This is a genomic window from Paenibacillus sp. FSL F4-0122 (assembly GCF_038002845.1).
GTDB lineage: Bacteria > Bacillota > Bacilli > Paenibacillales > Paenibacillaceae > Paenibacillus_AQ > Paenibacillus_AQ odorifer.
Map to the genome: position 1 here is coordinate 5,520,261 of NZ_JBBODI010000001.1, position 26,710 is coordinate 5,546,970.

The 26,710-nt window shown below is 43.6% G+C and carries 25 protein-coding genes; 22 read left to right on the forward strand and 3 right to left on the reverse strand.

All coding sequences use genetic code 11. The annotated features are described in order from the left end of the window. The first annotated feature begins 111 nt into the window (after positions 1–111). From rnz to MHH49_RS24130, 12 genes are all read left to right on the forward strand, one after another. A complete protein-coding gene (rnz, locus tag MHH49_RS24075; RefSeq protein WP_036687710.1) occupies positions 112–1,050 on the forward strand; it encodes a ribonuclease Z in 939 nt (312 codons plus the stop codon). A gap of 293 nt (positions 1,051–1,343) precedes the next feature. Next, entirely contained in the window at positions 1,344–2,132 is a 789-nt protein-coding gene (locus tag MHH49_RS24080; protein WP_341138551.1) for a TIGR01457 family HAD-type hydrolase, read from the forward strand. Positions 2,133–2,177: 45 nt separating this feature from the next. Next, positions 2,178–2,993, forward strand: coding sequence for an Fpg/Nei family DNA glycosylase (locus MHH49_RS24085; RefSeq protein ID WP_094902408.1), 816 nt, complete (start codon positions 2,178–2,180; stop codon positions 2,991–2,993). Continuing rightward, on the forward strand, positions 2,983–3,846 hold the full coding sequence (locus tag MHH49_RS24090) for a deoxyribonuclease IV (RefSeq protein WP_036687705.1): 864 nt from the start codon (positions 2,983–2,985) through the stop codon (positions 3,844–3,846). Before MHH49_RS24085 ends, MHH49_RS24090 begins: the two co-directional genes overlap by 11 nt. Further along, positions 3,843–4,187, forward strand: a complete 345-nt coding sequence (locus tag MHH49_RS24095) for a cyclic-phosphate processing receiver domain-containing protein (RefSeq protein ID WP_341138552.1) — start codon at positions 3,843–3,845, stop codon at positions 4,185–4,187. The genes MHH49_RS24090 and MHH49_RS24095 overlap by 4 nt, the downstream gene beginning before the upstream one ends. Further along, the gene (locus tag MHH49_RS24100; RefSeq protein ID WP_038571558.1) at positions 4,184–4,507 is read left to right on the forward strand and encodes a thioredoxin family protein; all 324 of its coding nucleotides are present in this window, start codon (positions 4,184–4,186) and stop codon (positions 4,505–4,507) included. Before MHH49_RS24095 ends, MHH49_RS24100 begins: the two co-directional genes overlap by 4 nt. Beyond that, entirely contained in the window at positions 4,504–5,289 is a 786-nt protein-coding gene (locus MHH49_RS24105) for an ABC transporter ATP-binding protein (protein WP_282579836.1), read from the forward strand. Before MHH49_RS24100 ends, MHH49_RS24105 begins: the two co-directional genes overlap by 4 nt. Further along, positions 5,286–6,353 carry an SAM-dependent methyltransferase gene (locus MHH49_RS24110; protein WP_036687700.1) on the forward strand — a complete coding sequence of 356 codons (1,068 nt, stop codon included), beginning with the start codon at positions 5,286–5,288 and terminating at the stop codon, positions 6,351–6,353. Before MHH49_RS24105 ends, MHH49_RS24110 begins: the two co-directional genes overlap by 4 nt. A gap of 123 nt (positions 6,354–6,476) precedes the next feature. After that, positions 6,477–7,970 carry a serine/threonine-protein kinase gene (locus MHH49_RS24115; RefSeq protein WP_081386913.1) on the forward strand — a complete coding sequence of 498 codons (1,494 nt, stop codon included), beginning with the start codon at positions 6,477–6,479 and terminating at the stop codon, positions 7,968–7,970. 114 nt (positions 7,971–8,084) lie between these two features. Further along, positions 8,085–9,638 carry an ABC-F family ATP-binding cassette domain-containing protein gene (locus tag MHH49_RS24120; RefSeq protein ID WP_036687697.1) on the forward strand — a complete coding sequence of 518 codons (1,554 nt, stop codon included), beginning with the start codon at positions 8,085–8,087 and terminating at the stop codon, positions 9,636–9,638. 73 nt (positions 9,639–9,711) lie between these two features. Next, entirely contained in the window at positions 9,712–10,752 is a 1,041-nt protein-coding gene (locus tag MHH49_RS24125) for a ThiF family adenylyltransferase (protein WP_076103941.1), read from the forward strand. A 116-nt stretch (positions 10,753–10,868) separates the two neighbouring features. Further along, on the forward strand, positions 10,869–11,588 hold the full coding sequence (locus MHH49_RS24130) for a response regulator transcription factor (protein ID WP_076103939.1): 720 nt from the start codon (positions 10,869–10,871) through the stop codon (positions 11,586–11,588). 45 nt (positions 11,589–11,633) lie between these two features. Here MHH49_RS24130 and MHH49_RS24135 read toward each other — a convergent pair whose 3' ends face one another. Together MHH49_RS24135 and MHH49_RS24140 are read right to left on the reverse strand one after the other, a co-directional pair. After that, the gene (locus tag MHH49_RS24135; protein ID WP_036687694.1) at positions 11,634–12,134 is read right to left on the reverse strand and encodes a C40 family peptidase; all 501 of its coding nucleotides are present in this window, start codon (positions 12,132–12,134) and stop codon (positions 11,634–11,636) included. Positions 12,135–12,429: 295 nt separating this feature from the next. Further along, on the reverse strand, positions 12,430–13,071 hold the full coding sequence (locus MHH49_RS24140; protein ID WP_036687693.1) for a thiamine diphosphokinase: 642 nt from the start codon (positions 13,069–13,071) through the stop codon (positions 12,430–12,432). Between the two features lie 165 nt (positions 13,072–13,236). Here MHH49_RS24140 and MHH49_RS24145 point away from each other — a divergent pair, with 165 nt between their 5' ends. After that, positions 13,237–13,701, forward strand: a complete 465-nt coding sequence (locus MHH49_RS24145; RefSeq protein ID WP_036687823.1) for a low molecular weight protein-tyrosine-phosphatase — start codon at positions 13,237–13,239, stop codon at positions 13,699–13,701. Positions 13,702–13,839: 138 nt separating this feature from the next. Here the strand turns inward: MHH49_RS24145 and MHH49_RS24150 are convergent, their stop codons facing one another. Next, positions 13,840–14,571, reverse strand: a complete 732-nt coding sequence (locus MHH49_RS24150; protein ID WP_036687691.1) for an alpha/beta hydrolase — start codon at positions 14,569–14,571, stop codon at positions 13,840–13,842. A 265-nt stretch (positions 14,572–14,836) separates the two neighbouring features. On the opposite strand from MHH49_RS24150, the gene pdhA reads away from it, so the two are divergent. The 9 genes from pdhA to MHH49_RS24195 all read left to right on the forward strand — a co-directional run bounded on the left by pdhA (position 14,837) and on the right by MHH49_RS24195 (position 26,710). Further along, positions 14,837–15,904, forward strand: a complete 1,068-nt coding sequence (gene pdhA, locus MHH49_RS24155; protein ID WP_036687689.1) for a pyruvate dehydrogenase (acetyl-transferring) E1 component subunit alpha — start codon at positions 14,837–14,839, stop codon at positions 15,902–15,904. A gap of 15 nt (positions 15,905–15,919) precedes the next feature. Continuing rightward, the gene (locus MHH49_RS24160) at positions 15,920–16,897 is read left to right on the forward strand and encodes an alpha-ketoacid dehydrogenase subunit beta (protein WP_038571553.1); all 978 of its coding nucleotides are present in this window, start codon (positions 15,920–15,922) and stop codon (positions 16,895–16,897) included. A gap of 106 nt (positions 16,898–17,003) precedes the next feature. Then, positions 17,004–18,641 carry a 2-oxo acid dehydrogenase subunit E2 gene (locus tag MHH49_RS24165; RefSeq protein ID WP_341138553.1) on the forward strand — a complete coding sequence of 546 codons (1,638 nt, stop codon included), beginning with the start codon at positions 17,004–17,006 and terminating at the stop codon, positions 18,639–18,641. Positions 18,642–18,643: 2 nt separating this feature from the next. Continuing rightward, complete coding sequence (gene lpdA / locus MHH49_RS24170) at positions 18,644–20,056, forward strand: dihydrolipoyl dehydrogenase (RefSeq protein WP_036687684.1); 1,413 nt, start codon at positions 18,644–18,646, stop codon at positions 20,054–20,056. 151 nt (positions 20,057–20,207) lie between these two features. Continuing rightward, positions 20,208–21,182, forward strand: a complete 975-nt coding sequence (locus MHH49_RS24175) for a S66 family peptidase (RefSeq protein WP_445667573.1) — start codon at positions 20,208–20,210, stop codon at positions 21,180–21,182. Positions 21,183–21,323: 141 nt separating this feature from the next. Beyond that, positions 21,324–22,304, forward strand: coding sequence for a thymidylate synthase (locus tag MHH49_RS24180; RefSeq protein WP_036687680.1), 981 nt, complete (start codon positions 21,324–21,326; stop codon positions 22,302–22,304). 84 nt (positions 22,305–22,388) lie between these two features. Further along, complete coding sequence (locus MHH49_RS24185; RefSeq protein ID WP_076098772.1) at positions 22,389–22,880, forward strand: dihydrofolate reductase; 492 nt, start codon at positions 22,389–22,391, stop codon at positions 22,878–22,880. A gap of 235 nt (positions 22,881–23,115) precedes the next feature. Continuing rightward, positions 23,116–24,603: a glutamate synthase subunit beta gene (locus MHH49_RS24190; RefSeq protein ID WP_036687677.1), complete on the forward strand. Its 1,488-nt coding sequence runs from the start codon at positions 23,116–23,118 to the stop codon at positions 24,601–24,603. 394 nt (positions 24,604–24,997) lie between these two features. Further along, a complete protein-coding gene (locus MHH49_RS24195) occupies positions 24,998–26,710 on the forward strand; it encodes a proline--tRNA ligase (protein WP_076098773.1) in 1,713 nt (570 codons plus the stop codon).

The window sequence follows — 26,710 nt, forward strand, 5'->3', positions numbered from 1 at the left end:
TTGTATCCCTTTCAGCGGAACCTCCCGTAACTGGGGGGTTTTTTGCTGGAAGAAGGTCGTTTAGAATTGAAAAGAGATGGTTGAGCCAATAAGTAGAAGGGAGGAAAAAGAATGGATTTATATTTTTTAGGTACTAATGCAGGTGTACCAACGCTACAACGTAATGTAACGTCCGTTACATTACGACTGCTGGAAGAACGTCGCAGTATTTGGATGTTCGATTGTGGGGAAGGTACACAACATCAGGTTCTTAGTTCACCGATTCGGCTAGGAAAGCTGGAAAAACTATTTATTACCCACTTGCATGGTGATCACCTATTTGGTCTTCCAGGTCTATTATCAAGTCGTGGTTATCAGGGAGGGACAGCGCCGTTAACGGTGTACGGCCCCCCTGGATTAAAAGCATACCTAGAGATCTCCTTAGCTGTGAGCCAATCCCGAATTCCTTATAAGATTGAGATTGTGGAGCATACAGGAGGAACTATATTCGAGGATGATGGCTTTAAAGTTGAAGCTGCATTACTTGAGCACCGCATTGACAGCTATGGCTACCGGGTAACGGAAAAGGATAGTCCCGGAAGCCTCAATACGGAATTGCTTAAGAGTTATGGTTTAAAACCGGGACCGATTTATGGGAAATTAAAAAAAGGTGAAGATGTTGTTACGGATGAAGGTGTACGAATCTGTGCTGCTGATGTTGTCAGGGAACCTAAACGAGGACGTATTGTTACTATCCTTGGGGATACAAGACCTTGTTCGGGAGCCTTAGAACTCTCTCTTAATGCAGACCTTGTTGTTCATGAAGCAACCTTCGCCCATGATCTGGCTGACATGGCGTATCAATATCATCACAGTACAGCGCGTCAGGCTGCAGAGTTAGCAAAAGAAGCCAAAGCAGGTCAGCTGTTGCTGACTCATTTCAGTTCTCGTTACAGCTCGCATGAAGAGTTAATTCCTTTGCTTGAGGAAGCTGAACTCATATTCCCTGAGACATTATTAGCTGAGGAATTTAATGCATATCCGGTACCTCGCAGACTAAATGGGCAATAGGGGGAATGATTATTTTCCGGGAAAGCGCAGGAAATGACAGTGCTATGCTAAAAAATGCTGGATGGGACGCTTGTTCGATTTCATTCGACGAAGTGTGTTAGATTTAAAGTAATCACGGAGTAAAAGACGAACGAATGGCTGGACATATTGCCGAAAATCAGTAGGTGATATCTTCCACCTAAAGGGCTTGAGTATGCCTGTAAATCCAAGCAGGGCAAAGGCTGCGAGTTTGTTAATACTATTATTTATTTATTATATTAATTAAATTTATTATGGAAACTGAGGGGTTAGTGATGGAACAAATTGAAGGATTATTGATTGATCTAGACGGTACATTGTACCATGGGCATAAAATGATTCCCGGTGCTGATCTGCTGATAAAGGCTCTTCGTGAATCGGATATCCCTTTTTTATTTGTTACCAATAACTCATCGCGTACGGCAGCTAACGTTGCTGCCCACTTAAGTGGAATGGGAATTGAGGCGAAAGCTGAGGAGGTATGTACCTCTTCTATGGCAGCCGCACGTTACATAGCTGAGGAATCACCTGGGGCTACAGTGGCGATACTTGGAGAAGAGGGACTGCGTATGGCTTGCATTGAGGCAGGGCTCCAAATCGTCACAGAATCCCCTGATTATGTGGTGCAAGGTATCGATCGTTCTTTTAATTATGCTTCGTTAGCTCAAGCTTCGCGTTGGATTTTGAGCGGGGCAAAGTTTGTGCTCACCAATCCAGATTTAATGTTACCATCAGATGATGGGGTTATGCCGGGTGCGGGTACGATCGGTGCAGCAATTGAGGCTGCCAGTGGTGTGAAGCCAGTAGTGATCGGTAAGCCTGAATCGCATCTGATCAAATATGCGACAGATCTTCTGAAAATTCAACCTGAACATGCTGCTGTTGTTGGGGATAATATGCGTACGGATATCGCTGCCGGTGTTAATGCGGGCTGTCTTACAATCCTTGTTCTTACCGGATTAACCACTACAGAGAATCTAGAGCACTATAAAAGTATCACAGGGATCACTCCCGATGAAATATGTGCCGATTTAGCTGAACTTAAAATGTTTCTCGGTGTATAATAGCTAGGGTCTTATTACTTCACCAACTTAGAGGGGACGATGAGTATGCCAGAATTGCCGGAAATGGAGAATTATAGACAGCTGCTTAGCCAGCGTATTATAAATGTTCCGATAACTAATGTAATTGTGAACAGAGAAAAAACAATTAACATGGAAACAGAAGCTTTCATTGATGCCTTGATCGGTGCGCGTGTTGTTTTTGTAGAACGGCGCGCCAAGTACATTTTGTTTCATCTCCATGATGGACGAAGATTACTATTGCATTTAATGCTGGGTGGATTGCTTTTTTATGGTTCAGAAGAAGAGCGGCCGGATCGTAATACGCAAGTAGAAATCGCATTTGGTGATCAGATCCTTTATTTTATGGGCCTGCGGTTAGGGTTCTTACATTTAGTATCCGTGAAGGAAAGCGAAGCAACGATGGGTAAGCTTGGACCTGAGCTGCTGGATCGACGGATGACGCCGGAACGTTTTGCAGGAATATTAAAAGGGCGGCGTGGTGGGTTAAAAAGTCTGTTAGTGAATCAGCATGTAATGGCGGGTATTGGAAATTGTTATGCGGATGAGATTGCTTTTGACGCAGGGCTTCTGCCTTCAGTTTTAGTACAAAATTTATCACCTGAAGCCATTTCCCGCCTGTATCAAAGCATTCAAAAAGTATTAACTGATGCGACAGAGATCGGCGGATACATGGAAATGCCGTTTATGACTGGTGACACGGTTACGGGTTCCTATAATGATCAATGTAAAGTCTATGACCGTGAGGGCGAGCCTTGCCTACGCGATGGGGGAACGATTATCAAAACAGAGCTGTCTGGACGCAAGGTATTTTATTGCCCAGACTGTCAGCATGAAGCCTAAACCCAAAATAGGGGCTCATGTCAGCATTCGTGGTGGATATGGGAGAGCTGCCCGATTGGCTTGGGAGAGCGGTGCAACAAGTTTTCAATATTTTCCGAAAAATCCGCGCAGTCTGAAGTTAAAGACGGTTGATATTCGAGATACAAGGGATTGTGCACTCTTTTGCCAAGAAAAAGGGATCACCTCTATCGCCCACACCCCTTATGCAATCAATATGGCTGCGAATAGGGATGACGCTACCCCTCGAAAGGTGTATGTAGACTCCCTTCTTAATGATCTGGAAATTGCTGAAGCCTGTGGTTCCTTAGGTATTGTTGTTCATTTTGGACATTTTGCTGGAATGGAGCCGTTACAAGGCTATCAAAATATTATACAATGTATGAATGAGACGCTGCAGTCCTGGGAAGGTAACGCCAAGCTGCTAATTGAGAATCAAGCGGGCAACCATGGTACCGAAGGGATTACACTTGAAGAATTGGTGAAGGTTCGTGAGCTTAGCCAGTTTCCCGAGAAGATTGGATTTTGTCTGGATACCTGTCATGCTTTTGCAGCAGGAATTTGGAATCCTGAGCATACGGAAGACTTGCTTGAACGAGGAAACCAGCTTGGATTTTGGCCGCATCTTGTAGCTGTTCATCTTAATGATTCTAAGTTTCCCTTTGGTTCAAGACGGGACCGGCATGCTGGAATAGGAAAAGGTTTTATCGGCGAAAAGGGTCTTGAAAGCTTAATAACTTCTGATCCATTACGTAAAACATCTGTTGTTTTGGAAACTGAAAAGGGTCCAGATGGCAGTCATCGGAATGAAATAGCTACTGTTCGCAGTTGGTTTGAAGCGGGGGCTAGAAAGTGATTCATATCTATATGGACGATCTCCGTAAAGGTCGGCTTGGATTTGCTTTAGCCCGGACAACAGAAGAATGTCTTCTGATGCTGCGTGAGTGTGAGGTCGGTATTTTATCGTTAGATTATGATATGGGACCGGATGATTATTCAGGTGGGGAAGTGGCTAGACGGATTGTTCTGGAAGGACTGTACCCCTGTGAAATCTATCTACACACCTCCAGCGTTTTAGGGAGAAAAGAAATGTATGAAATCTTATACACGGCTAAACCTGAGGGGATGCGCTTGTTTAATGGTCCCCTGAGTTCTGATAAGCTTCATGATATCGCTGGGGAGACGGGACTAAAATGAAGGAAATGAACGAAGCGGATTTACTGGAGATACTCACGAGACCGGGAGAACCGCTGGTAGTGTTTTTGCATACTCCGCTGTGTGGTACCTGTAAGGCTACAGAACGCATGTTGGAAGTGGCGGCACATCTGTTGCCTGCTGAACTCCAAATGGTTGCTGGAAATGTGAACATGTTGCCTAATCTGGTACAACAATACCGTATTACCAGTGTTCCTGCTCTACTAGTGGCTTCTGCTGACCGGATTGAGGATCCGCATATTTATTATTCAATGGTTTCAGTTGAGCGGATTCTGGAATACATAAGGAGTGTTATATCATGATCATTTCATTACAACATTTATCTCTGCGCAGAGAAGAAAGCTTAATCTTGGACGATGTGTCCTTAGAAGTTAAGGAAGGCGAAAACTGGGTCATTTTGGGACGGAATGGTTCTGGCAAAACAACAATTTTGGAGATTATGACAGGTTATTTATTCCCGAGCAAAGGAACTGTTGAGGTATTGGGGAATAAATATGGTCAATGTGATTTACGCGAGGTTCGTAAAGAAATTGGTTATATTGGTCCTTCCTTAATGGAGAAGATGTCTTTAAATGATCCGGTGTGGGAGGTTGTCGCTACAGGAGCTTACGCTTATTTGCGTTTCTACGAGAGCATTCCACACGAAGTGAAGGAGAAGGCAATCCGCTTGCTAGAGGATATGAATCTGGGCAATATGGCACTTCATCCTTTTGGAACCTTGTCACAGGGAGAGCGAAAAAAAGCAATGCTGGCAAGATGTCTTATGGCTGACCCCAAACTACTGATTATGGACGAGCCTTGTGCAGGTCTTGATCTGTACGAAAGAGAAAAAATGCTGGCTGAAGTAGATAAGCTGAGACAACGTAATGTCTCCGTTGTTTATGTAACTCATCATGTGGAAGAAATTGTCCCGCTTTTTACACATGTTGCTTTAATTCGCGACGGTAAGCTAGCTGGTTCCGGACCGAAAGAAGAAGTATTAACCAAAGAAATGATCTTGGCCACCTATGATATTCCTGTTGATGTAGAATGGGATAGCGGTCGTCCCTGGATTAAAATTAGACCTGGAGGCAAAACGATTTGAACGAATTAAGACATGATAACGAAGAGCAGACCACTGCTCCGGAAGAAATAGTGTACTCCCGATATATTTGTACAGCTAATCACGGCTTTGCGCCATATGCTCAGGAAGAGCTTCGGCGCTTGTTCGGCGCAGTGAAGAGTACGCTGCTGTTGCCGGGAGAAATCTTTCTCGCCACCCTGCAGTCTGAACCCGAGGAAGTATCACGATTGCTCACACAGAATCTGCCCATTTTCCTTCGTCATATACAGCCTGTGCAGTTCCAGGATGAAGGAACCATGGAAGCACTACAGCGTTTGGCTGTGTATTTAAGCCGCCGCAGTGAGCTAGAGGGGGAGAAAGTATCCCTAAATGTTCGTAAAGGGGATCCTTCCTTCTGGCAGGAAAGTCCGGGCGAACTTCGTGAATGGCTGCAGGAGCAATTGCAAAGCTTGGGTGCAGAATTTACAGTACAAGATCCGGCATGGGTCATTTCTGTCTACGCAGACGGGAATGCCTTATATGCAGGAGTGTCCAGACCAGAAGAGAATCTATCCGGCTGGAATGGCGGTGCAATCCGCTTCCGCAAGGAAGACGGACAAATCTCACGTGCTAAGTTCAAGCTGATGGAAGCGGAGAAGGAGTTCGCTATTCCTTTTTACAGCTTCCGTAATGCGCTTGATATTGGCGCCTCTCCAGGGGGCTGGACTTCTTTCTTGCTGGAGCGTGGGATGAAGGTAACAGCGGTTGACCCTGCTTTGATGCATGAATCGCTGCGTAATTACCCGGGTCTGAAGATCCTGCGCAAAAATGCCGGAGAAGTGAAATTCCGCGATAATGAATTTGATCTGCTTGTATGTGATATGAGCTGGAGTCCTAAGCTGATGGCAAAGCTTGTAACCGGGCTGCTGCACAGCCTGTCACCAGGCGGAACAGCGATTGTGACCGTAAAGCTGATGCATAAGAAACCTCTAGCGATGATCAAAGAGATCATTGCAATGTTTGAGGGCGAACGTATGCAGATTCAGCGGGCTAAGCAGCTGTTTCATAATCGTGACGAGATCACGCTTTATATGATTAAATACTAGGTAAGATCCTAATTTAAAAATCTTAAGGGAAAGCATCCCGTTATTAACGTTATCGTAATCTGCGGTAACAACGTTAATGGCGGAAGCTTTCTCTTTTTTTTATGTGAAAAAGGGGGAAGTTCAGTGAATTTTGCATCGAAGCTTGGGGTAGGGCAGATAATGGACGCCAGATACAGAATTATTGACCAGATTGGAACAGGTGGAATGAGTATTGTTTATCTTGCGGAGGATCTGCGTTTAAAGGGGAAACGTTGGGCTGTAAAAGAAAGTGTTAGCTCAGCAACGCTGCATTCGGACATTGAAGCGGAAGCGGAGATGCTAATGGGGCTGGATCACCCGCGGCTTCCACGTATTGTTGATTACTATCTTTCGGATAAAGAAGGGTATTCTTATTTAGTCATGGATTATATTGAAGGGATAACTTTAAGTCAGCTGATGAGGGATAATCCCGGACCTTTGCCTTGTGAATTCATCCTACAAATTGCTAAACAGCTTTTAGAAGTCCTGCAATATTTGCATGGTCATCATCCGCCCATTGTTTATCGTGATTTAAAGCCCTCCAATCTTATGTTAACTAAGCAAAAAGAATTAATGTTAATCGACTTCGGAATCGCTCGAAATTTTAGAAAAGGCATCGCTGAAGATACGGTGAAGCTTGGTACAGTAGGATTCGCGGCTCCTGAGCAGTATGGGAATGGGCAGAGTCAACCGGTTTCTGACTTATATGGTCTTGGTGCGTTGCTTTTATATATGGCTACCGGAGGATTATGCAGCCACTGGGAGTCAGGAATGGAAAATAAGTTGCGTGACCAAGTTCCCGCAGCTTTTATTCCGATAATAAGACGTTTATTACGGCCACATCCGGAGGAAAGATATCAGGAGGCAACAGCTGTTATTCAAGCACTGGTTCACGTGGAGGCTGATATGGATGAAGGTAATCATTCAGCAGTGTCTGTACCCCTAGCAGTTGATAAACGGAAAGCTAAAGTGATTGCCTTACTTGGAGTAGGGCCGGGGCTTGGAACAACACATACTTCATTTGCGATTAGCAGTTATCTGGCACAGATTGGTTCAACAGCTTGGGTTGATCTATCACCGGATTCATCGGTTTATGATCGCATGCACAATTTGCTTGATGTGCAGAGCGCTTCAGTTCCTGCTGAGAGCTCTGAGTCTGTATTTTCCTGGAGGAAGGTTCATTACTGGAAGCGACCTCACCATGGGGATGTAGCAGAGCTTATGAGAGGGGCTTATCAATTTGTGGTATTAGATCTGGGCACGGGTGGATTTGATGGAGCGCTGGAAGAAATCAAACATAGCGATATTCCCATTCTAATTGCTTCTGGCGCAGATTGGCGACTGGAGGAAACTTTATTATGGATTAGGAGGAAGGGGCTGCAGCCTGAACGGGATTGGAGAGTGGGTTTACCACTTGCTGAACAGCAATCTGTTGAACTGTTGCGAAATTCTTTAGGTATAGATAGGGTTTATAATTTACCGTGTCAGCAAGATCCATTTTTACAAAAAGGGAAGTTGGCAGATGTAATTGCTGAGCTATTAGGGGACATTAAGGGCGAACGAAACGATGGAAAACGCCGTGGTTTTTTCTTAAGATAGGCTATTGGGACTAACATTTAATTCAGTGTTCCGCTAAAGTGTGATAAAATATATATTTATACGTGATTTGATTTACGCATTATTTAAGTATAGACAGGAGCTTGCGGAGAATTTATGAGTTTACTTACTGTAGAAGACGTTTCCCACAATTTTGGGGATCGGACGTTGTTCAAGAACGTGTCTTTCCGGTTGTTACCAGGAGAACATGTTGGAATTGTTGGAGCAAATGGCGTTGGTAAATCGACGCTAATGAATATTTTGACAGGAAAGCTTTTGAAGGATAATGGTAAAGTAGAATGGACCCCTCGGGTGCGTTACGGTTATTTGGACCAACATACGATTCTTACACCAGGAAAAACGATTCGCGATGTTCTAAAGGACGCTTTTCTGCCACTGCTTGAGTTAGAGCAGGAAATGCTGAAGATCACAGAGCAGATGGGTGATGCTTCGCCTGAGGAACTAGAAGTACTACTGGAGCAGATGGGGGACATTCAGGAACAACTGGACATCGGAGATTTCTATCTGATTGATGTAAAAGTGGAGGAAATGGCAAATGGTTTAGGCCTGTCCGTGATTGGGCTTGATCGTGATGTAGCTTCTCTTAGCGGTGGTCAAAGAACCAAAGTACTGCTGGCAAAGCTTTTGCTTGAGAAACCCAATGTACTATTGCTTGATGAGCCTACCAACTATTTGGATGTTGAGCATATCGATTGGCTGACCAACTATTTGAAACAGTACCCATATGCATTTATATTGATTTCCCATGACACTGAGTTCATGAATAAAGTCGTTAATGTCGTTTATCACTTGGAGTTTGGTAAATTGACCCGTTACACGGCGAACTATGAGAAATTCCTTGATATGGCGGAGATGAACAAAAACCAGCATATCGATGCCTATGAGAAACAACAAGATTTTATCAAAAAACAAGAGGACTTCATCCAACGGAATAAAGCGCGTGCTTCAACCTCAGGCCGGGCAAAAAGCCGTGAGAAGCAGCTTGATCGTATGGACCGAATTGATCGTCCTGAAGAAGCTGCTAAGCCGACCTTTAAGTTTAAAGAGAGCCGGGCAAGCGGCAAAACCGTATTCGAAGGAATTGATTTCGAGATTGGTTATGATCGTCCGCTGCTGCCACAGCTAAATATGGTCATTGAACGTGGGGAGAAGATTGCTATTGTTGGCTGCAATGGTGTAGGTAAATCTACACTGCTGAAGACTATTCTGGGAGTGATCCCAACATACAGCGGCAAAACCTATCTTGGGGATTATCTGAACCCTGCATATTTCCAACAAGAAGTGAAAGCAGCTAGTCTTACGCCTATTGAGGATGTCTGGAATGAATTCTCCAGTTTAACTCAGAACGAAGTTCGTGGGCATCTGGCTCGCTGTGGTCTAAAAAATGAACATATTACACGTCCGCTTAGTATGCTGAGCGGTGGGGAGCAAGCGAAGGTGCGTCTTTGTAAGCTTTTGATGCGTGAAAGCAACTGGGTACTGTTCGATGAACCTACCAATCACCTTGACGTTATTGCTAAAGCAGAGCTGAAGCGCGCTTTGCAAGAATATAAAGGCACAGTCCTGCTTGTATCCCATGAACCTGATTTCTATGAAGATTGGGTTACGAAAATTTGGGATGTTGAGCAGTGGTCAGCTGTACAAGTATAGAATAATCATAAATCCGGAGAATAGCAGACATCCTGCTGTTCTCCGCTTTTTGGATATGGGGAGGAGATAATGTATGTTTCATAACGCCGGGCGAGAAGATCGATACTCACGACAGATACGTTTCGCGCCATTTGGTACTGAAGGACAGCAGGGGCTCGCAAAATCAAAAGTGCTTGTGGTTGGTGCGGGTGCGTTAGGTACAGGGATTGCAGAGACATTGGTCCGCTGTGGTGTTGGGCATGTCCTTATCGTTGATCGCGATTATGTAGAGTGGAGTAACCTGCAGCGGCAACAGCTGTATACCGAGATGGATGCACAGGAGCGAGCTCCGAAAGCCATAGCAGCCCAGAACAGACTGCAGCAGATTAATTCTGAGGTTGTCATAGAAGCGCATGTTATGGATGTGCGGAAGGAAGAACTGGAAGGACTCATCTCAGGGGTGGATCTGATTATGGATGGGACCGATAATTTCGATACACGTCTCATCATTAATGATATTGCCCAAAAGAATAATATCCCTTGGATTTATGGAGCTTGTGTAGGAAGCTATGGAATTACATATACGATTTTGCCTGGAGAAACGCCATGTCTTCATTGTCTTTTAGGTACAGTCCCACTAGGGGGAGATACCTGTGATACAGCGGGTATTCTTCCACAGGCCGTGCAATTGGTTACTGCAAATGCTACAGCTGAGGCGTTAAAGCTTCTCGGTAACCGTAAGGACCAATTAAGAAATAAACTGCTCACTTTCGATGTATGGCGTAATGAACATCAAGAAATTGGAGTGAAAAGTGCCAAAAAGGAGAATTGCCCTTCTTGTGGGACTCATCCGATCTACCCTTATCTAACAGCCTTGAATACGGAACGAAGTGATGTGCTTTGTGGTAGGGATACCGTACAAATCCGCCCTGCCCGGCCGCAGAGCCTTAACCTGCAGGAAACAGCCAGCCGCTTGTCTCGTTTAGGAGACGGTGAGGTAGAGAGCAATCCTTATCTAATTTCCTTTAAAGAAGGTCCTTACCGGATGGTGATCTTCGCAGATGGCCGGGCATTGATTCATGGGACGAAGGATATTGCCGCCGCCCGTAGCTTTTATCATCGATATTTCGGTTAAAAAGCAAGATAAACTGATCTTCAGACCATTTCCTAGGAATGGTCTCTCTGCTTTCCGGGGATTCTATATCTATTAATGGGATGCTGATGCATGTCTGATGGATACGGGGGATCTTTGTGAGTGAGCAACTGATATGGTATATGTCTGAGGGAAACGAAAGAGGAGTAGAAGAGCGAATCGCTATAGAAAAAGTGTTTAATGATATCGGTCTGCAAATAACAAAAAGCGAAGATCCCGAAGATCTTCGCTTATCCATTTCTGAAGTAGAACCGGTATTGCTGCTTGCTGATTTAGGCGAGGTGGGAACATGGGAAGGATGGAAAATCATTTCCGCAGTAAGAGATGAGGGAATGATTCTTCCGGTCATGGTGATTTCCGAAGAGTTATCGGGTAACGGAGCGGTTGCGGCCTTTTTAGCCGGGGGGAATGATTTTATGTCAAAACCACTACATACCGGTGAATTCAAATGTAGAATTCTAAATTTATTAACCCTCACGGGTCGGCGTCGAAATTTAAAACATCTGTTAAAGGTGGATGGTTTAATGCTCGATCCCAGCCGCAGGCTGGTCACCCGTGAAGGGATCGAGCTTAAGATGACGCATAAAGAATTCGATCTTCTATATTATCTCGCTGCGAATCGAGGGATTATATGTTCCCGCGAGGAAATACTCAAACAAGTATGGGGATATCAATTCCATGCAGATACCAATGTTGTAGATGTATACATCAGGCATATCCGCTTAAAGATTGATAAAGGGTACCGGAACAAGTTAATTCACACTGTTCGCGGAACAGGATATGTAATGAGGGTGCCCGAAGGCAGCACCACATCCTGAGACTTATTCTCTTTTATAGAAAAGACTCTACTATAGAGCTGTTGTTTACAGTACGCGGCGAGCCTTTAGATAAGTCTTTTTCCATGTACCAGAATTAAGATCAGAAACCGTAACACCTGGTTTACCGTAAGTGTGCAGAATTTTACCGTTTCCGGCGTAAACAGCTACGTGAGTTACATTTTTACCAGTTGCTCTGCTGCCGCTAGAGAAGAATACAAGATCGCCCACACGAAGGTTTGCTTTGGAAACAGAAGTTCCTACTTTTGATTGAGCTGCAGCTGTACGGGGTAATGATACATTATACTTTTTAAAGATATGTTTCATAAATGAAGAGCAATCAAAAACCTTAGTAGTAGAAGTAGATGCTCCGAATTTGTATGGAGTTCCCATATAGTTTTTCCCGAAATTGACAACGCTTTGTCCTTTGGACACTGTAGCGGCTTCGACTTTAGTTGCGCCTACGCCTGTTGCCATCATTGTTCCTAAGCCCATCGTAGTAACCATTCCTATGACAATCGCTTTTTTTATCCATTGTTGTTTATTCATGTTGTAAGTACCTCCAAAGTTAGTATATCAATCTGTCTTGCTGTGTCTTGTCTTGCTTGCCTGATTCGTAGTATAGCAGGTTATCTATGTCATAAAATTTGGTAGAGCAGCAATAAAGTGAGGCTGGGCCTGGGTTGTAAACGTTTTATTAAAAATTCATTAAAAGTTACAAAAAATTAATAACTTGATATTTTGGACAATAAAATAAGCCGTAAACCCCTTGATATATAAAGGATTTATCGGCTTTTTGATTTTAAAACAAAAGTTACAAGGATGTTTCTATATCACTATGTATTTAGTCTTTGCTCTGGATAATCAGCAATAATCCACTACGTATTCTAACTGTTCCAGTGGAGGAAATCAGTTTGTTGCTTACACCTAGAGATTGGCCTAGCTTTAAAGTGGCGTCATTCAAAGGATATTGAAATCCTTCTAATGTAATCCCTGTTACTTCAGGAGTTAATGGAAGCAAAGATACATAGGTGTAGCCCAAATCTTCAATGACTGTTTGGGATCCGGTAAGTGTCACATAGTTATTAGAATCCATGACGTAGCAATTGATTTGACGTTGCAGAGCCCTTGTCATCATTTGAATGCTGGCTAAGGAGTGGTCAATTCGAGTGCCTGTAACTCCTAATAGTAAAATAGAATCAGGTTGCTGATTCATCGCAATATCGAGCGCCATCTCACTGTCGGTTAAATCCTTGTTTACGGCATCACAAGTGATGGTTTTTTTACTTTTGGATTGAATATCCTGAAAAGCTTCAGGCGATACAGAATCAAAATCACCTACTGCAATATCTGGTATATATCCATGTGAGATTAGGAATAATGCACCCCGGTCCGCACCGATAATAAAATCTTCTTCATCTAATAGAGCGAAATAATCCGGAGATAGTTCTCCACCGGCAAAAATAACGACACGTTTGGATGGCATAACATCCATTCCTCCTCTAAAACTCTAGTTGGTTATCCTGTCCCAGTATAATGCAGATTGAAAAGTTGCACAATTGACCAAGACAACGCTAAAATGATAGTGTGCGATTTTTTATGTGCATAAATTCATATTTACTTATGTTTTAACAATTGGGAGGTGAATGAAATCGTAAACGTGCTATTTGTATGTCTGGGTAATATTTGTCGCTCACCAATGGCGGAGGCAGTTCTGCGCCATAAGATTGATGAACAAGAGCTTTCACATAAGATTCTGGTTGACAGTGCGGGAACTGGAGATTGGCATATTGGTAAGGAACCGCATGAAGGGACTAGACGTATACTTGATCAAAACATGATTAGTTATGCAAATATGGCAGCGCGTTTGGTCAGTAGCGAGGATTTTCAGAAGTTTGATTATATCGTTTGTATGGACAAGTCTAATGGAGAGAATGTTCGAAAGGTTCCTGGTGGGGAAGAGGCTAAGCTTTTGTTCTTCATGGATTTATTGCCTGAGGAAGAATTGAGAGAAGTGCCAGACCCTTATTTTACAGGGAATTTTGAGCAGGTATATGATTTAATCAATGCAGGCTGTGACGTTTTGCTTGAAATGGTGATAAGAGAAAAGCTGTAACCCGGTTGGGTTCCAGCCCTCTCTGATTAGTATTAAAGTAAATTAAGGAAATTCGCTGGATTAAACTGTAAGCGCAAACACGGCTGAAATCTACATACGTTCTTTAGATGTTCATTTTTTGCTTCTATCAATAAGGCATTATGTGTTTAAAAAATAGAGTAGAGATTCAGGGAGTTCCTTTTGCCAAAAGCCCCAGAGATGACGACCGTCTTTCTCACGGTAGGATACGGTAGCTCCACGTGCTTCAAGCAACGCTTTTGTTTCTCTGTTCATCTGAACAAAATCGTAGGTCCCTGTATCAGTCTGGTAATCTGTTTCCTGCAGTCCAACGACCATATTAATGTTAAGCCAGGCGAGATCTTCTTCTTTTGCCAGCATGGCTTGTGATTCGGGATAGAATGCACCGGATAGGCTGATGATACGTGTGAAGATAGCTGGATAAGCAAGTGCGAGATGGAGGGAGACGCTGCCTCCAAGGGAATCGCCGGCTAAGATTCGTTCTTCGGGTGTACGGCGTACGGGATAATTTTTTTCAATGAAGGGAATAATCTCTTCGGAAAAGCAAGATAGGTACTGCTTGAATCGGCTGCCGAACGGAGCGTATTCTTGAGTCCGAACAGCGACGTTAACTTCTACACCGACGATAATGAAGGGCTCGACATCTTCTTCTATAATAAGTTGTCCAGCAAGTGTAGCAATGCGTCCAAAGTTGAAAAATTCTTCTCCGTCTTGGCAGTACACCACGGGGTAACTGAGAACTTCATTGTAGCCTGGGGGCAGATAGATACGTAATTTACGTTCCTCCTGCAGATGTTCACTCCAAAGCGTTTCTTTTACAATTGTGCGTTTCAGAAAAACAGAATCGCTCATCGTTGTCACGTCACCTTTCTTGTCGAATTTTGCAATACACACAGGGTTACGCTAAAATTATTAAATGTGTAACTGTGTTATTAATCATTTACTTGTTGGAAAAGTGTTAAACTGTTATATTAAATTATCTCACCTGTTATACATACAAAATTTAAAGGAATATAAATTTTATAAGTATTTCTTTGACGAAAGTAACTAAACAGGTGTATAATAATATTATAACAGAGGCAGCTGATATTCAAATTTTTTTATTGAGGTGAAGATAATGAGTAAAGTTCCTTATGAAGTGTATACAGAGGACGTCGAGGCTCTATCGGTACTTTCCCCGGATGGAGAAATTATCAATAAGGATAAGATGCCAGATTTAACTGACGATCAACTGAAAGAAATTATGTATCGTATGGTATTTACCCGTACTTGGGATGATCGTGCAGTAAACCTTGGCCGTCAAGGTCGTCTTGGTTTCTACGCACCGGTATCCGGTCAAGAAGCTACCATGATTGGTAGTGAGTTCGCTTTGGAGAAAGAAGACTTCTTATGCCCAGGCTACCGTGATATTCCGCAGCTAGTATGGCACGGACTTCCATTGTACCAAGCTTTCTTATATTCCCGTGGTCACCAACATGGTGGAGCTATTCCTGATGGTGTTAATGTATTGATGCCACAAATTATCATTGGTGCGCAAATCCTGCACGCTACTGGTATTGCTATGGGCTTCAAATTGAAAAAACAAAAGAGTGTTGCGATTACTTACACTGGTGATGGCGGTTCTTCAGAAGGTGACTTCTACGAAGGCTTGAACTTTGCTGGTCGTTTTAAACTGCCTGTAATCTTCTTTGTTCAAAACAATGGTTACGCGATTACGACTCCGTTCGCTAAACAAACGGCTTCCAAATCGATCGCTCACAAAGCGGTTGCAGCTGGTATTCCAGGGATTAAGGTTGACGGTATGGACATCTTTGCAGTAATCAGTGCTGTACGCGATGCTGCTGAACGTGCACGCAACGGCGAAGGTGCTACATTGATCGAAGCTGTAACTTACCGTTTCCGTCCACACTCCCTTTCTGACGATGCAAGTAAATATCGTTCGAAAGAAGAAGAAGGACAATGGAGTGAAAAGGATCCAATCGCCCGTCTTGCCAAGTATTTGGAGAAGAAAGGTCTTTGGACTGAAGAAGATACACTGCGCGTGAAAGATGAAGCGAAAGCTACTGTTAACGAGCAGATCAAAAAAGCTGAACAAACCGAAAAAATGACAATACCTGGCTTGATCGACAGCATGTTCGAAGTAACACCTAAACATCTGGAAGAGCAAAAAGCCGATTTTGAATAAGGGGGATATCAGGCAATGGCACAAATGAATATGAAAGAAGCGATCCGCGACGCGATGCGCGTTGAACTGAATCGTGACCCTAACGTTCTTATCTTCGGAGAGGATGTTGGTAATGTAGGTGGCGTTTTCCGTGTAACAGAAGGTCTGCAAAAGGAATTTGGCGAAGATCGTATTTTTGATACACCACTAGCTGAGTCCGCTATCGGCGGTCTGGCATTTGGTCTTGGTGTACAAGGCTTCCGCCCAATTGCAGAAATTCAATTCGTAGGTTTTATCTTTGAAGCTCTGGATCAGATCGTTGTTCAAGCGGCACGTCTGCGCTGGCGTTCTGGCGGTAAATATAATGCTCCAGTAGTATTCCGTACTCCTTTTGGTGGCGGAGTTAAGGCTGCTGAGCTTCACACTGACTCACTCGAAGGTTTGATCGCACAAAGCCCAGGGATTAAAGTTGTAATTCCTTCAAACCCATATGATGCTAAGGGACTTTTAATCGCGTCTATCCGCGACAATGACCCTGTATTCTTCATGGAGCACTTGAACCTTTATCATGCATTCCGTGCTGAAGTGCCAGAAGGTGAATATACAGTTGAACTTGGTAAAGCGAACGTAGTACGTGAAGGTTCTGACGTTTCGATCATTACTTACGGGCTGATGGTACATACAGCTACCAAAGCAGCCGAGCAACTCGAAAAAGAAGGCGTTAATGTTGAAATTATCGACCTTCGTACTGTAAGTCCGATCGACATCGACACTATTGTAGCGTCTGTGAAGAAGACTAACCGTGCTATCGTGGTGCAAGAAGCACAAAAGAGTGCGGGTGTAGCTGCTGAAGTTATCGCACAAATCAATGAAAAAGCTCTACTGCACTTAGAAGCTCCTGTGCTTCGTATCGCAGGTCCTGACACTGTATATCCATTTGCACAAATTGAAGATACATGGCTTCCAAACCCAGCGCGTATTATTGCAGGCGTGAAGAAAGTTTTGGAATTCTAAATATTTTTACGAGAAACAGTTGTCATCCATATGGATGACAACGTTGTTTCATCTTATAAAGTTTAAATCATAAGGTTAGTCCCAATTTCACGAGGAGGTTTTCAAAGTGGCAAAGTTTGAATACCGATTTCCTGAACTAGGTGAAGGTCTGCATGAAGGTGAAATCATCAAAATGCATATCAAAGCCGGTGACAAGGTAACGGATGATGATATCGTAATGGAAGTTCAAAATGACAAGGCGGTAGTTGAGGTGCCTTGCCCAGTAAACGGTACTGTATTGGAAGTTCTGACTAAAGACGGTCAAGTATGCCGTGTCGGTGAAGTAGTGGCTATTATCGAAGCAGAAGGTGACGTGCCTGATCAAGAGGGTGCTGCTACTGAAGCTCCTGCTGCTCAAGCGCCAGCTGCTCCAGCATCTAACAAAGCATCGAATTTTGAATATCGCTTCCCTGAGTTGGGTGAAGGTCTGCATGAAGGTGAAATCATCAAAATGCATATCAAAGCCGGTGACAAGGTAACGGATGATGACATCATCATGGAAGTTCAAAATGACAAGGCGGTAGTTGAGGTTCCATGTCCAGTGAATGGTACTGTATTGGAAGTTCTGACTAAAGATGGCCAAGTTTGCCGCGTAGGCGAAGTTGTTGCTATTATCGCTGCTGAAGGCGACGTTCCTGAACAAGAAGGTCATGCATCTGCTGAAGCTGATGCAGCAAAAGGAAGTGCAAACACTACTTCTTCCCCTGCAGCAACAAGCCCTGCTGATGCTAAAGAAGGCGGATCTGCAAGTGTAACACCAGCTCCTGACCGCGATGTATTGGCTACACCAAGCGTTCGCAAATTTGCTCGTGAGCAAAAAGTGGATATTTCCAAAGTGAACGGAACTGGAAAAGGTGGCAAAATCACTCGTGAAGACGTAGAAGCCTTCTTGAAAGGTGGTTCTACACCTGCGGCTCCTGCAGCAGCAGCGGCGTCTGAAGCTCCTAAGGCTGCTAAGACCGAAGCTAAAGCAGCACCTGCAGCAGCTAGCGGTAACGTTAGTCTTGAAGAAGAACGTGTACCATTCAAGGGTATTCGTAAGGCGATCTCCAACGCAATGGTTAAATCGGCTTACACTGCTCCGCACGTAACCATCATGGATGAAGTAGATGTTACTGAACTGGTAGCATTCCGTACGCGTATGAAACCTATTGCTGAGAAAAAAGGCGTTAAGGTTACTTACCTTCCATTCATCGTTAAGGCTCTTGTTGCAGCTTCCCGTCAATTCCCAGCACTTAATGCTATGATTGATGAAGAAGCAGGCGAAATTGTCTACAAGAAATACTACAATATCGGTATCGCTACTGATACACCAAACGGTTTGATCGTTCCAGTTATCAAAGACGCTGACCGTAAGAGCATTTGGATGATCGCTAGCAGCATCACTGACTTGGCTGTTCGTGGCCGTGACGGTAAATTGTCTGCTAACGAAATGAAGGGCAGCACGATCTCCATCAGTAACATCGGTTCTGCTGGCGGTATGTTCTTTACTCCAATCATCAACTTCCCTGAAGTGGCTATCCTCGGAACTGGCCGTATCAGTGAAAAAGCAGTTGTGAAAAATGGTGAAATCGTAGTTGCTCCAGTAATGGCGTTGTCACTCAGCTTTGACCACCGTATTATCGATGGTGCGACTGCTCAAAACTTTATGAACTACATTAAATCGCTGCTCAATAATCCTGAGCTGCTGGTTATGGAGGTATAATTATGGTAGTAGGAGACGCTTCACTAGATATTGATACATTGGTCATTGGTGCAGGTCCTGGTGGGTATGTGGCGGCAATTCGTGCCGCCCAGCTCGGCCAAAAAGTCCTCATCGTGGATAAATCGGAACTCGGCGGTGTATGTTTGAACCGTGGATGTATTCCTTCTAAAGCCTTGATCGCTGCTGCACATCAATTTGAATCTGCACAGCATGGTGAAGTTTTCGGCGTTACAGCTGAGAATGTTAAAGTGGATTTTGCCAAAACTCAAGAGTTCAAGAACAGCGTAGTTAAAAAAATGACTAGCGGTGTGACTAGCTTGATGAAGGGCAACAAAATTGAAGTATTTAACGGCGAGTGCATGTTTATCAGCGACACAGAAGCACGTGTGTTCAATGATCATGAATCTCCACGTTACCGCTTCAAACACTGCATCATTGCTACAGGTTCCCGTCCAATTGAACTTAAACCTTTCCCATTCGGCGGACGTATTCTGTCTTCGACTGAAGCTCTGGAACTTCCAGAAATTCCGAAGAGCATGATCGTAATCGGTGGTGGATACATCGGTGCCGAGCTTGGTCAAATGTACTCTAAATTTGGCACTAAAGTAACAATCATCGAAGGTTTGGATACTGTACTTCCAGGCTTCGATAAAGATATGACTCGTCTTGTTGCGAAAAACATGGCTAAAACTGGCATCGAAATCGTAACTAACGCTAAAGCTGAAAGTGCTGTTCAGAACGACAAAGAAGTAACCGTGAAATACTCTGTTGGTGGCGAGTCCAAAGAAGTTACAGCAGATTACTTGCTTGTTACTGTAGGTCGTCGTCCTAACACTGACGGTGAACTTGGTCTGGACCTGATCGGTCTTGAGCTCGACGAGCGCGGATTGATCAAAGTTGATCACCAAGGACGCACAAGCATTCCTACCATCTTCGCTATCGGCGACGTTGTTCCAGGTCTTGCTTTGGCTCACAAGGCTTCTTACGAAGGTAAAATCGCTGCTGAAGCAATCGCAGGACTTACATCTGTTGTTGACTACAAAGTCATCCCAGCTGTTGTATTTACAGATCCTGAGTGCTCAAGCGTTGGTTTGACTGAGAAAGAAGCAAAAGACAAAGGCTACAAAGTGAAAAGCGGCAAATTCCCATTCGCAGGAAATGGTCGCGCAGTATCTTTGAACAGCCCAGAGGGCTTCATCAAAATTGTTGCTAACTCCGAGAACAATTTGGTACTGGGAGCTCAAATCGTTGGTATCGAAGCATCCAATTTGATCGCTGAACTTGGTTTGGCAATCGAAATGGGCGCAACGCTTGAAGATATCGCCTTGACTATTCACGCGCATCCAACCCTTGGCGAAATCGTCATGGAAGCTGCTGAATTGGTTGAAGGTCACCCAATTCATGTAATGAAATAATTTTTCTCCAAAATTGCTCTAGCAGGCAACAGAAAGGCGGACGCAAATGCGTTCCGCCTTTTTTTGTGTTTTCCACTTTTTTGAAAAGAGATATACTGGAAGGAAGAGTAATTACCTAATCTGTAATTCATGAATATAGGGAGGTTAAATGATGAGAGCTGATAAATTAAAGCCTGGAGATGAGCTGCGGATTATCTCTCCTTCCAGAAGTTTGTCATTAATCGATGCTCAGCAAAGAAAAATTGCCAAAGAGCAGCTTGAACGGTTAGGTTTTCGGATATCCATTTCAACAAATTCTTTTGAGACGGATGATTTTGTTTCCTCTTCTATTGATTCGAGAATTGAGGATTTGCACGAAGCCTTTTTAGACCCCAAAGTGAAAGGAATATTAACGACCATTGGAGGCTTCAATAGTAACCAGCTGCTGCGTTATATAGATTATTCAATCATTGCGGGGAATCCAAAGCGTTTATGTGGTTATTCGGATATTACTGCACTAAGTAATGCGATTTATGCTCAAACAGGATTAGTTACATACTCCGGGCCGCATTTTTCCACATTTGCGATGCTCCACGATAATGAATATACCATCGAATATTTCCGCAGGCTGATGATGGACAATAAAGAAATTCTCGTGCAGCCTTCCAAGCATTGGAGTGATGATGAGTGGTATCTGGATCAGGAAAACCGGATATTTATTAAAAATGAAGGTCCATTCATTATCAATGATGGGGAAGCGAAAGGAACGATTATTGGTGGCAATTTATGCACTTTAAATCTTTTGCAGGGAACAGAGTATATGCCTAGTTTAAAGAATTCTATTTTGTTCATCGAGGATGATTATGAGTCAGCACCTGCAACCTTTGATCGAGATCTGCAATCCCTAATTCATCAGCCTGAGTTTGAAGAGGTCAAAGGGTTGGTGATCGGCAGATTCCAAAAAGAATCGCGTATGTCAAAGAAGCTGCTAACTACAATTATCCGCTCGAAAGAAGAATTATCTGATATTCCTGTGATCGCAGACGTGGACTTTGGACATACATCGCCGATGATTACCTTTCCTGTGGGTGGACAAGCAAACGTTCGTGCTTATGGGGCCAGAGTGGAGCTTAGGATAGCGGAGTAGAGATACACTTGCTGAACCAATCCTTTATAATTGAATATGTAACCCGATTATTAAATATATTTAAAAATTATCTTACCTTCTACAAAATTCGGATTTTTCAGATATAATATATGAGGTGTAATATTACGGAGGTGCAGTACATTGACGAATGAGTTAGAACAAACCTATTTGAATTTTTTACGATATATTTTAGATCATGGTGTAAAAAAAGAAGATCGTACAGGAACTGGTACAATTAGTGTTTTTGGTTATCAAATGCGATTTGATTTATCAAAAGGGTTCCCGCTGTTTACAACAAAACGTACACCGTTTCGCTTAATTGCAAGTGAGTTATTGTGGTTTATTAAAGGCGATACCAACATTCGTTATTTATTGAAAAATAATAATCATATTTGGGATGAATGGGCTTTTAAAAGATGGGTTGAATCAGACGAATATGTTGGCCCAGATATGACAGACTTCGGGAATCGTTGTTTAGTTGATGAAGATTTTAATCAAGTGTATCAAGCAGAGATGAAATCATTCTGTGATCGTGTCTTAGAAGATGATGAGTTTGCTGCGAAATATGGTGAGCTAGGGAATGTTTACGGTAAACAATGGCGGAATTGGACATCTTCTACTGGTGAATCAATTGACCAATTACAAGACGTTATTCATCAGATCAAAACAAATCCTGATTCTCGGCGTTTAATCGTGAGCGCATGGAACCCGGAAGATGTTATAAATGCCGGAACAAAAGGAAGTAAAGCTGCGTTACCGCCCTGCCACGTTATGTTCCAGTTCTATGTTGCAAATGGTAAACTAAGCTGCCACTTGCTGCAACGCAGTGCTGACTCCTTTCTCGGGGCAAACTTCAATATTCCATCTTACTCATTACTTACGCATTTAATTGCATATGAATGTGGTCTAGAAGTAGGTGAGTTTGTATACAGCATTAGTGATGCGCATATCTATTCAAACCATGTTGAGCAAGTGAAAGAGCAATTATCAAGAGAATTAAGAGCATTGCCTACCCTGGTTATTAATTCACAGAAGAAATCAATTTTTGATATTGAACTGGAAGATCTGGTCATTGAGGGGTACAATCCGCATCCTTCGATAAAAGCGCCGATCGCAGTATAACGTAATTGTTATAAATTAAGATTCGCAAATATAATTTCTGGCAGCGTAGTTTTTTAATTTAGTATGAAGGAAGGAGGGAACTTCATGAGTATTAGCTTAATATGGGCAATGGGTGCCAATCATGTCATAGGAAAAGATAACGATATGCCTTGGCATTTACCGCTGGATTTTGCTTATTTCAAAGCAGAAACATTGGGCAAAAGAATGCTAATGGGCCGCAAAACATGGGATTCGCTCGGAGGCAAGCCCTTGAAGGGCAGAACGAGCCTAATTCTAACTAGGGATACTGATTATTCAGCTGAAGGTGCAGTGGTTCTACACACGCTTGAAGAGGCTCTCAGCGAGGGTAGAAAAGAAGATGAGCTGATGGTGATCGGTGGTGCAGAAATTTATCGCTTGATGCTGCCGTATGCTGAAAAGCTAATGTTGACGCAGATCGATCAGGATTTTGAAGGAGATACCCGGTTTCCTGAGATTGACTGGAGGATGTGGAAAGAGGTCTCCAATATCAAGGGAATTCGTGATGAGAAGAATCCGTATGATTACCGTTTCCTTGTTTATGAACGTACGGAATAGCAATAAAACGTTTTCTCTGACATAACATGTGAAATAGTACAAATAATCAGTAGATTTATCCATTACTGTGCAAAAGTGATGAATGTTACTATAATTAAAATTAGAAATGATTATGTATAGGTATAGAATAGAATGTGCAGGTACTTCATTGCGTTGCTGACAACCATACGAAGCCGCAATATGCTACAATGTACTATACTTCAACACGAAGAGAACGGATGGGGGAAACGTAAACATGTCTACACCTACAGGTTTTATGGAGTATAAACGGCAGCTCCCAGGTGATCGGGATCCTGAGCAGCGGGTAAAGGACTGGGAAGAATTCCACCATCATTTATCCGAGGACGAGCTTCGGACACAGGGCGCACGCTGTATGGATTGCGGAACCCCCTATTGCCATACAGGTATTGATATGGCTGGCGGGACCTCAGGTTGTCCAGTACACAATTTAATTCCGGAGTGGAATAACTTGGTGTATCGTGGACTCTGGAAAGAAGCACTGGAACGTCTGCATAAGACAAACAACTTTCCTGAATTCACAGGCAGTATTTGTCCCGCCCCATGTGAAGGCTCTTGCACAGTGGGTCTGATCGGACAGCCGGTAACCATCAAAACAATTGAACTTGCGATCGTTGATAAGGGTTTTGAAGAGGGCTGGGTTGTACCTAATCCTCCTGAGAAACGGACTGGCAAAAAAATTGCAATTGTAGGCTCTGGACCTGCTGGACTTGCCGCGGCAGCACAGCTTAACAAGGCTGGACACACTGTAACTGTATTTGAGCGCAGTGACCGCATTGGCGGACTGCTGACATATGGAATACCTACTATGAAGCTTGATAAAAAAGTTGTACAACGTCGTGTAGATTTGCTGGCTGCTGAAGGAATTAACTTCGTGGTGAACACTGAGATCGGTAAAGACATTCCGGCTCAGCAGCTTGTTGATGAATATGATGCGGTTGTTCTGTGTGGTGGAGCTACTAAAGCACGCCGTTTCAACATTGAAGGTAGTGAGCTTAAGGGCGTTATGTATGCCATGGATTATTTAAATGGAACGATCAAGAGTTACTTGAATTCCAATCTGGAGGATGGTAACTATGTATCCGCTGAAGGTAAAGATGTAATCGTCTTGGGTGGAGGGGATACAGGTTCTGACTGTGTTGCCACAGCACTTCGTCATGGCTGCGGCAGTATCACTCAATTTGGTACACATGAAAAAGCGCCTCTGCAACGGGATCCGATTGCTAATCCTTGGCCGCAATTTCCGAATGTGTACAGCTTGGATTATGCGCAAGAAGAAGCGAAAGCTATTTTTGGTGATGATCCGCGTGAATTCTCAATCATGACCACTAAATTTGTTGGGGATGAAGAGGGGAACTTGAAGGAGCTTCATACCGTGCAGATCCGCCGGATCGTGGATGAGACAGGTCGTAAAATCTATCAGCCCGTTCCTGGAACAGAAGCTGTATATCCTGCTCAACTCGCTCTTATCGCTATTGGTTTCGATGGACCAGAGCAAGATATTGTTGAGGAGCTTAAACTGGAGACCGATCGTCGTACCAATGTGAAAGCACGTTACGGCAAGTTCAACACGAATGTGGATAAGGTGTTTGCTGCTGGCGATATGCGTCGTGGTCAAAGTTTGGTGGTCTGGGCCATCAACGAAGGTCGCGAAGCTGCACGTGAAGTGGATAAATATCTGATGGGTTCAAGCGTTCTTGTCTAAGCTTTAATTTAAGAAGCCGTTTCACAAGCAGTTTACCTGCTGGAGAAGCGGCTTTTTTTTTGGAGCCGACGCTTGACGGAAATATTATTTTCATATAGATTTAATACAATATTTAAATGACAAAAGCATTGACCAAGGACTTACGATCCTAGAAGCGTTAGAACAGAGAGGGAACTCACCGGCTGAAAGGTTCCTCAAATACGTGTGGATGGTATCCTGCCTGGGTAGCTGCAGCGTACAACCGCTGCCGGAATCGGCCGTTATTCGATCGAGGATCGCCATGTAGACTATGTATGGGTTGGCGGTTAAATAAGGGTGGTATCACGACACATTCGTCCCTGACGAATGTGTCTTTTTGCGTTTAGAGCGTTCATTTTTTAGGGAGGGTACAAATATGCGTCAAAGTAATCTTTTATTAACAACTCTGCGTGAGGCACCTTCAGAGGCGGAGACAAGCAGTCATCAGCTACTGCTGCGTGCGGGATATATTCGCCAATTAGCAGCGGGTGTGTATACTTATTTACCGCTTGGAAGACGTATTTTACGGAAAATAGAAGCGATTGTGCGGAATGAGATGGATTTCTCTGGGGCTCAGGAGGTATTGATGCCATCTATGCAGCCTGCGGAGCTCTGGAAAGAATCAGGCCGATATGAGGTATACGGTAAGGAGTTGATGACGCTGCGGGATCGTCATGAGCGGGAATTCATACTAGGTCCTACACATGAGGAAGTAGTAACCACGCTCGTACGGAATGAGATCAGCTCTTATCGTAAGCTTCCTATTACCGTATATCAGATTCAGACCAAGTTCCGTGATGAACGCCGACCACGTTTTGGACTGCTGAGAGGCAGAGAGTTTTTGATGAAGGATGCTTACTCTTTTGATACAAACATGGAAGGTCTCGATAAATCATATATCCAAATGTTCGAGGCTTATCACCGGATATTTGAGCGATGTGGATTGAAATTCCGTGCTGTCCATGCGGATTCCGGTGCGATTGGAGGCGAGGGCGGCAGTCATGAATTTATGGCGCTGGCTGAGATTGGGGAGGATACGATTGCTGCATGCTCCGTTTGTGATTATGCGGCCAATCTGGAACAGGCAGAGTCCGTGCGGCCTGCAAAAAATGAAGTTGTCATGCAAGTACCGGAGATAGAGAAGTTCCTCACTCCTGATTTGCGCACAATTGAGCAACTAGAGCAGGAGCTAGATATCCGGCCAGAGCAGATTATTAAAACATTAATCTATGAAGGTGACGGACAGATTTTTTCTGTTCTGGTCCGGGGAGATCATGAAGTCAATGAAATTAAGGTAAGTAAATATTTAGGAATGAATGAGATTAAGCTTGCTGACTACGAGGCAGTGAAATCCTTAGCCGGTGTAGAGAGTGGATTTGTAGGACCTGTGGGTTTAACGCTGACTGTCCTAGTAGATGCAGCAGTAGCAGATATGACCCAAGGGATTACAGGGGCGGGAGAAAAAGATTATCACTTCCGTAACGTAGTTCCAGGTAGAGATTTTGCGCTTGAGCATGTGGGGGATCTACGGAATGTAGCAGAAGGTGAAGTTTGTCCGCATTGTTTGGAGGGTGTTTTGCATTTTCATCAAGGGATTGAAGTGGGTCATGTTTTCAAATTAGGTACTAAATACAGTGAAAAGCTAGGCGCTTCTTACTTAGATTCTTCAGGCAAAAGTCAACCTATGATTATGGGCTGTTACGGAATTGGTATCTCACGGCTTTTATCCGCTATTGCTGAACAGCATCATGATGAGGATGGATTAATGTGGCCAGCAGCATTGGCACCTTATCAGGTTCATATCTTGATAATGGCCGTCAAGGATAGTGAGCAGCGGACGGTTGCAGAAGGTCTCTATGATCAACTAACCAAGCTTGGCATTGAGACGCTGATCGATGATAGGGATGAACGCGCTGGCGTGAAATTTAAAGATTCAAGCTTGATCGGGATACCTTTATCAATAGTTGTGGGCAAGGAAGCATCTCAGGGAAGAGTAGAGTATCTGGAACGAAACACAGCGGAGAAAGAAGTCTTAGAAATTATGGAAGCTGTGTCTCGGATCAAAAAATTCTATTCACCGCTGATATAA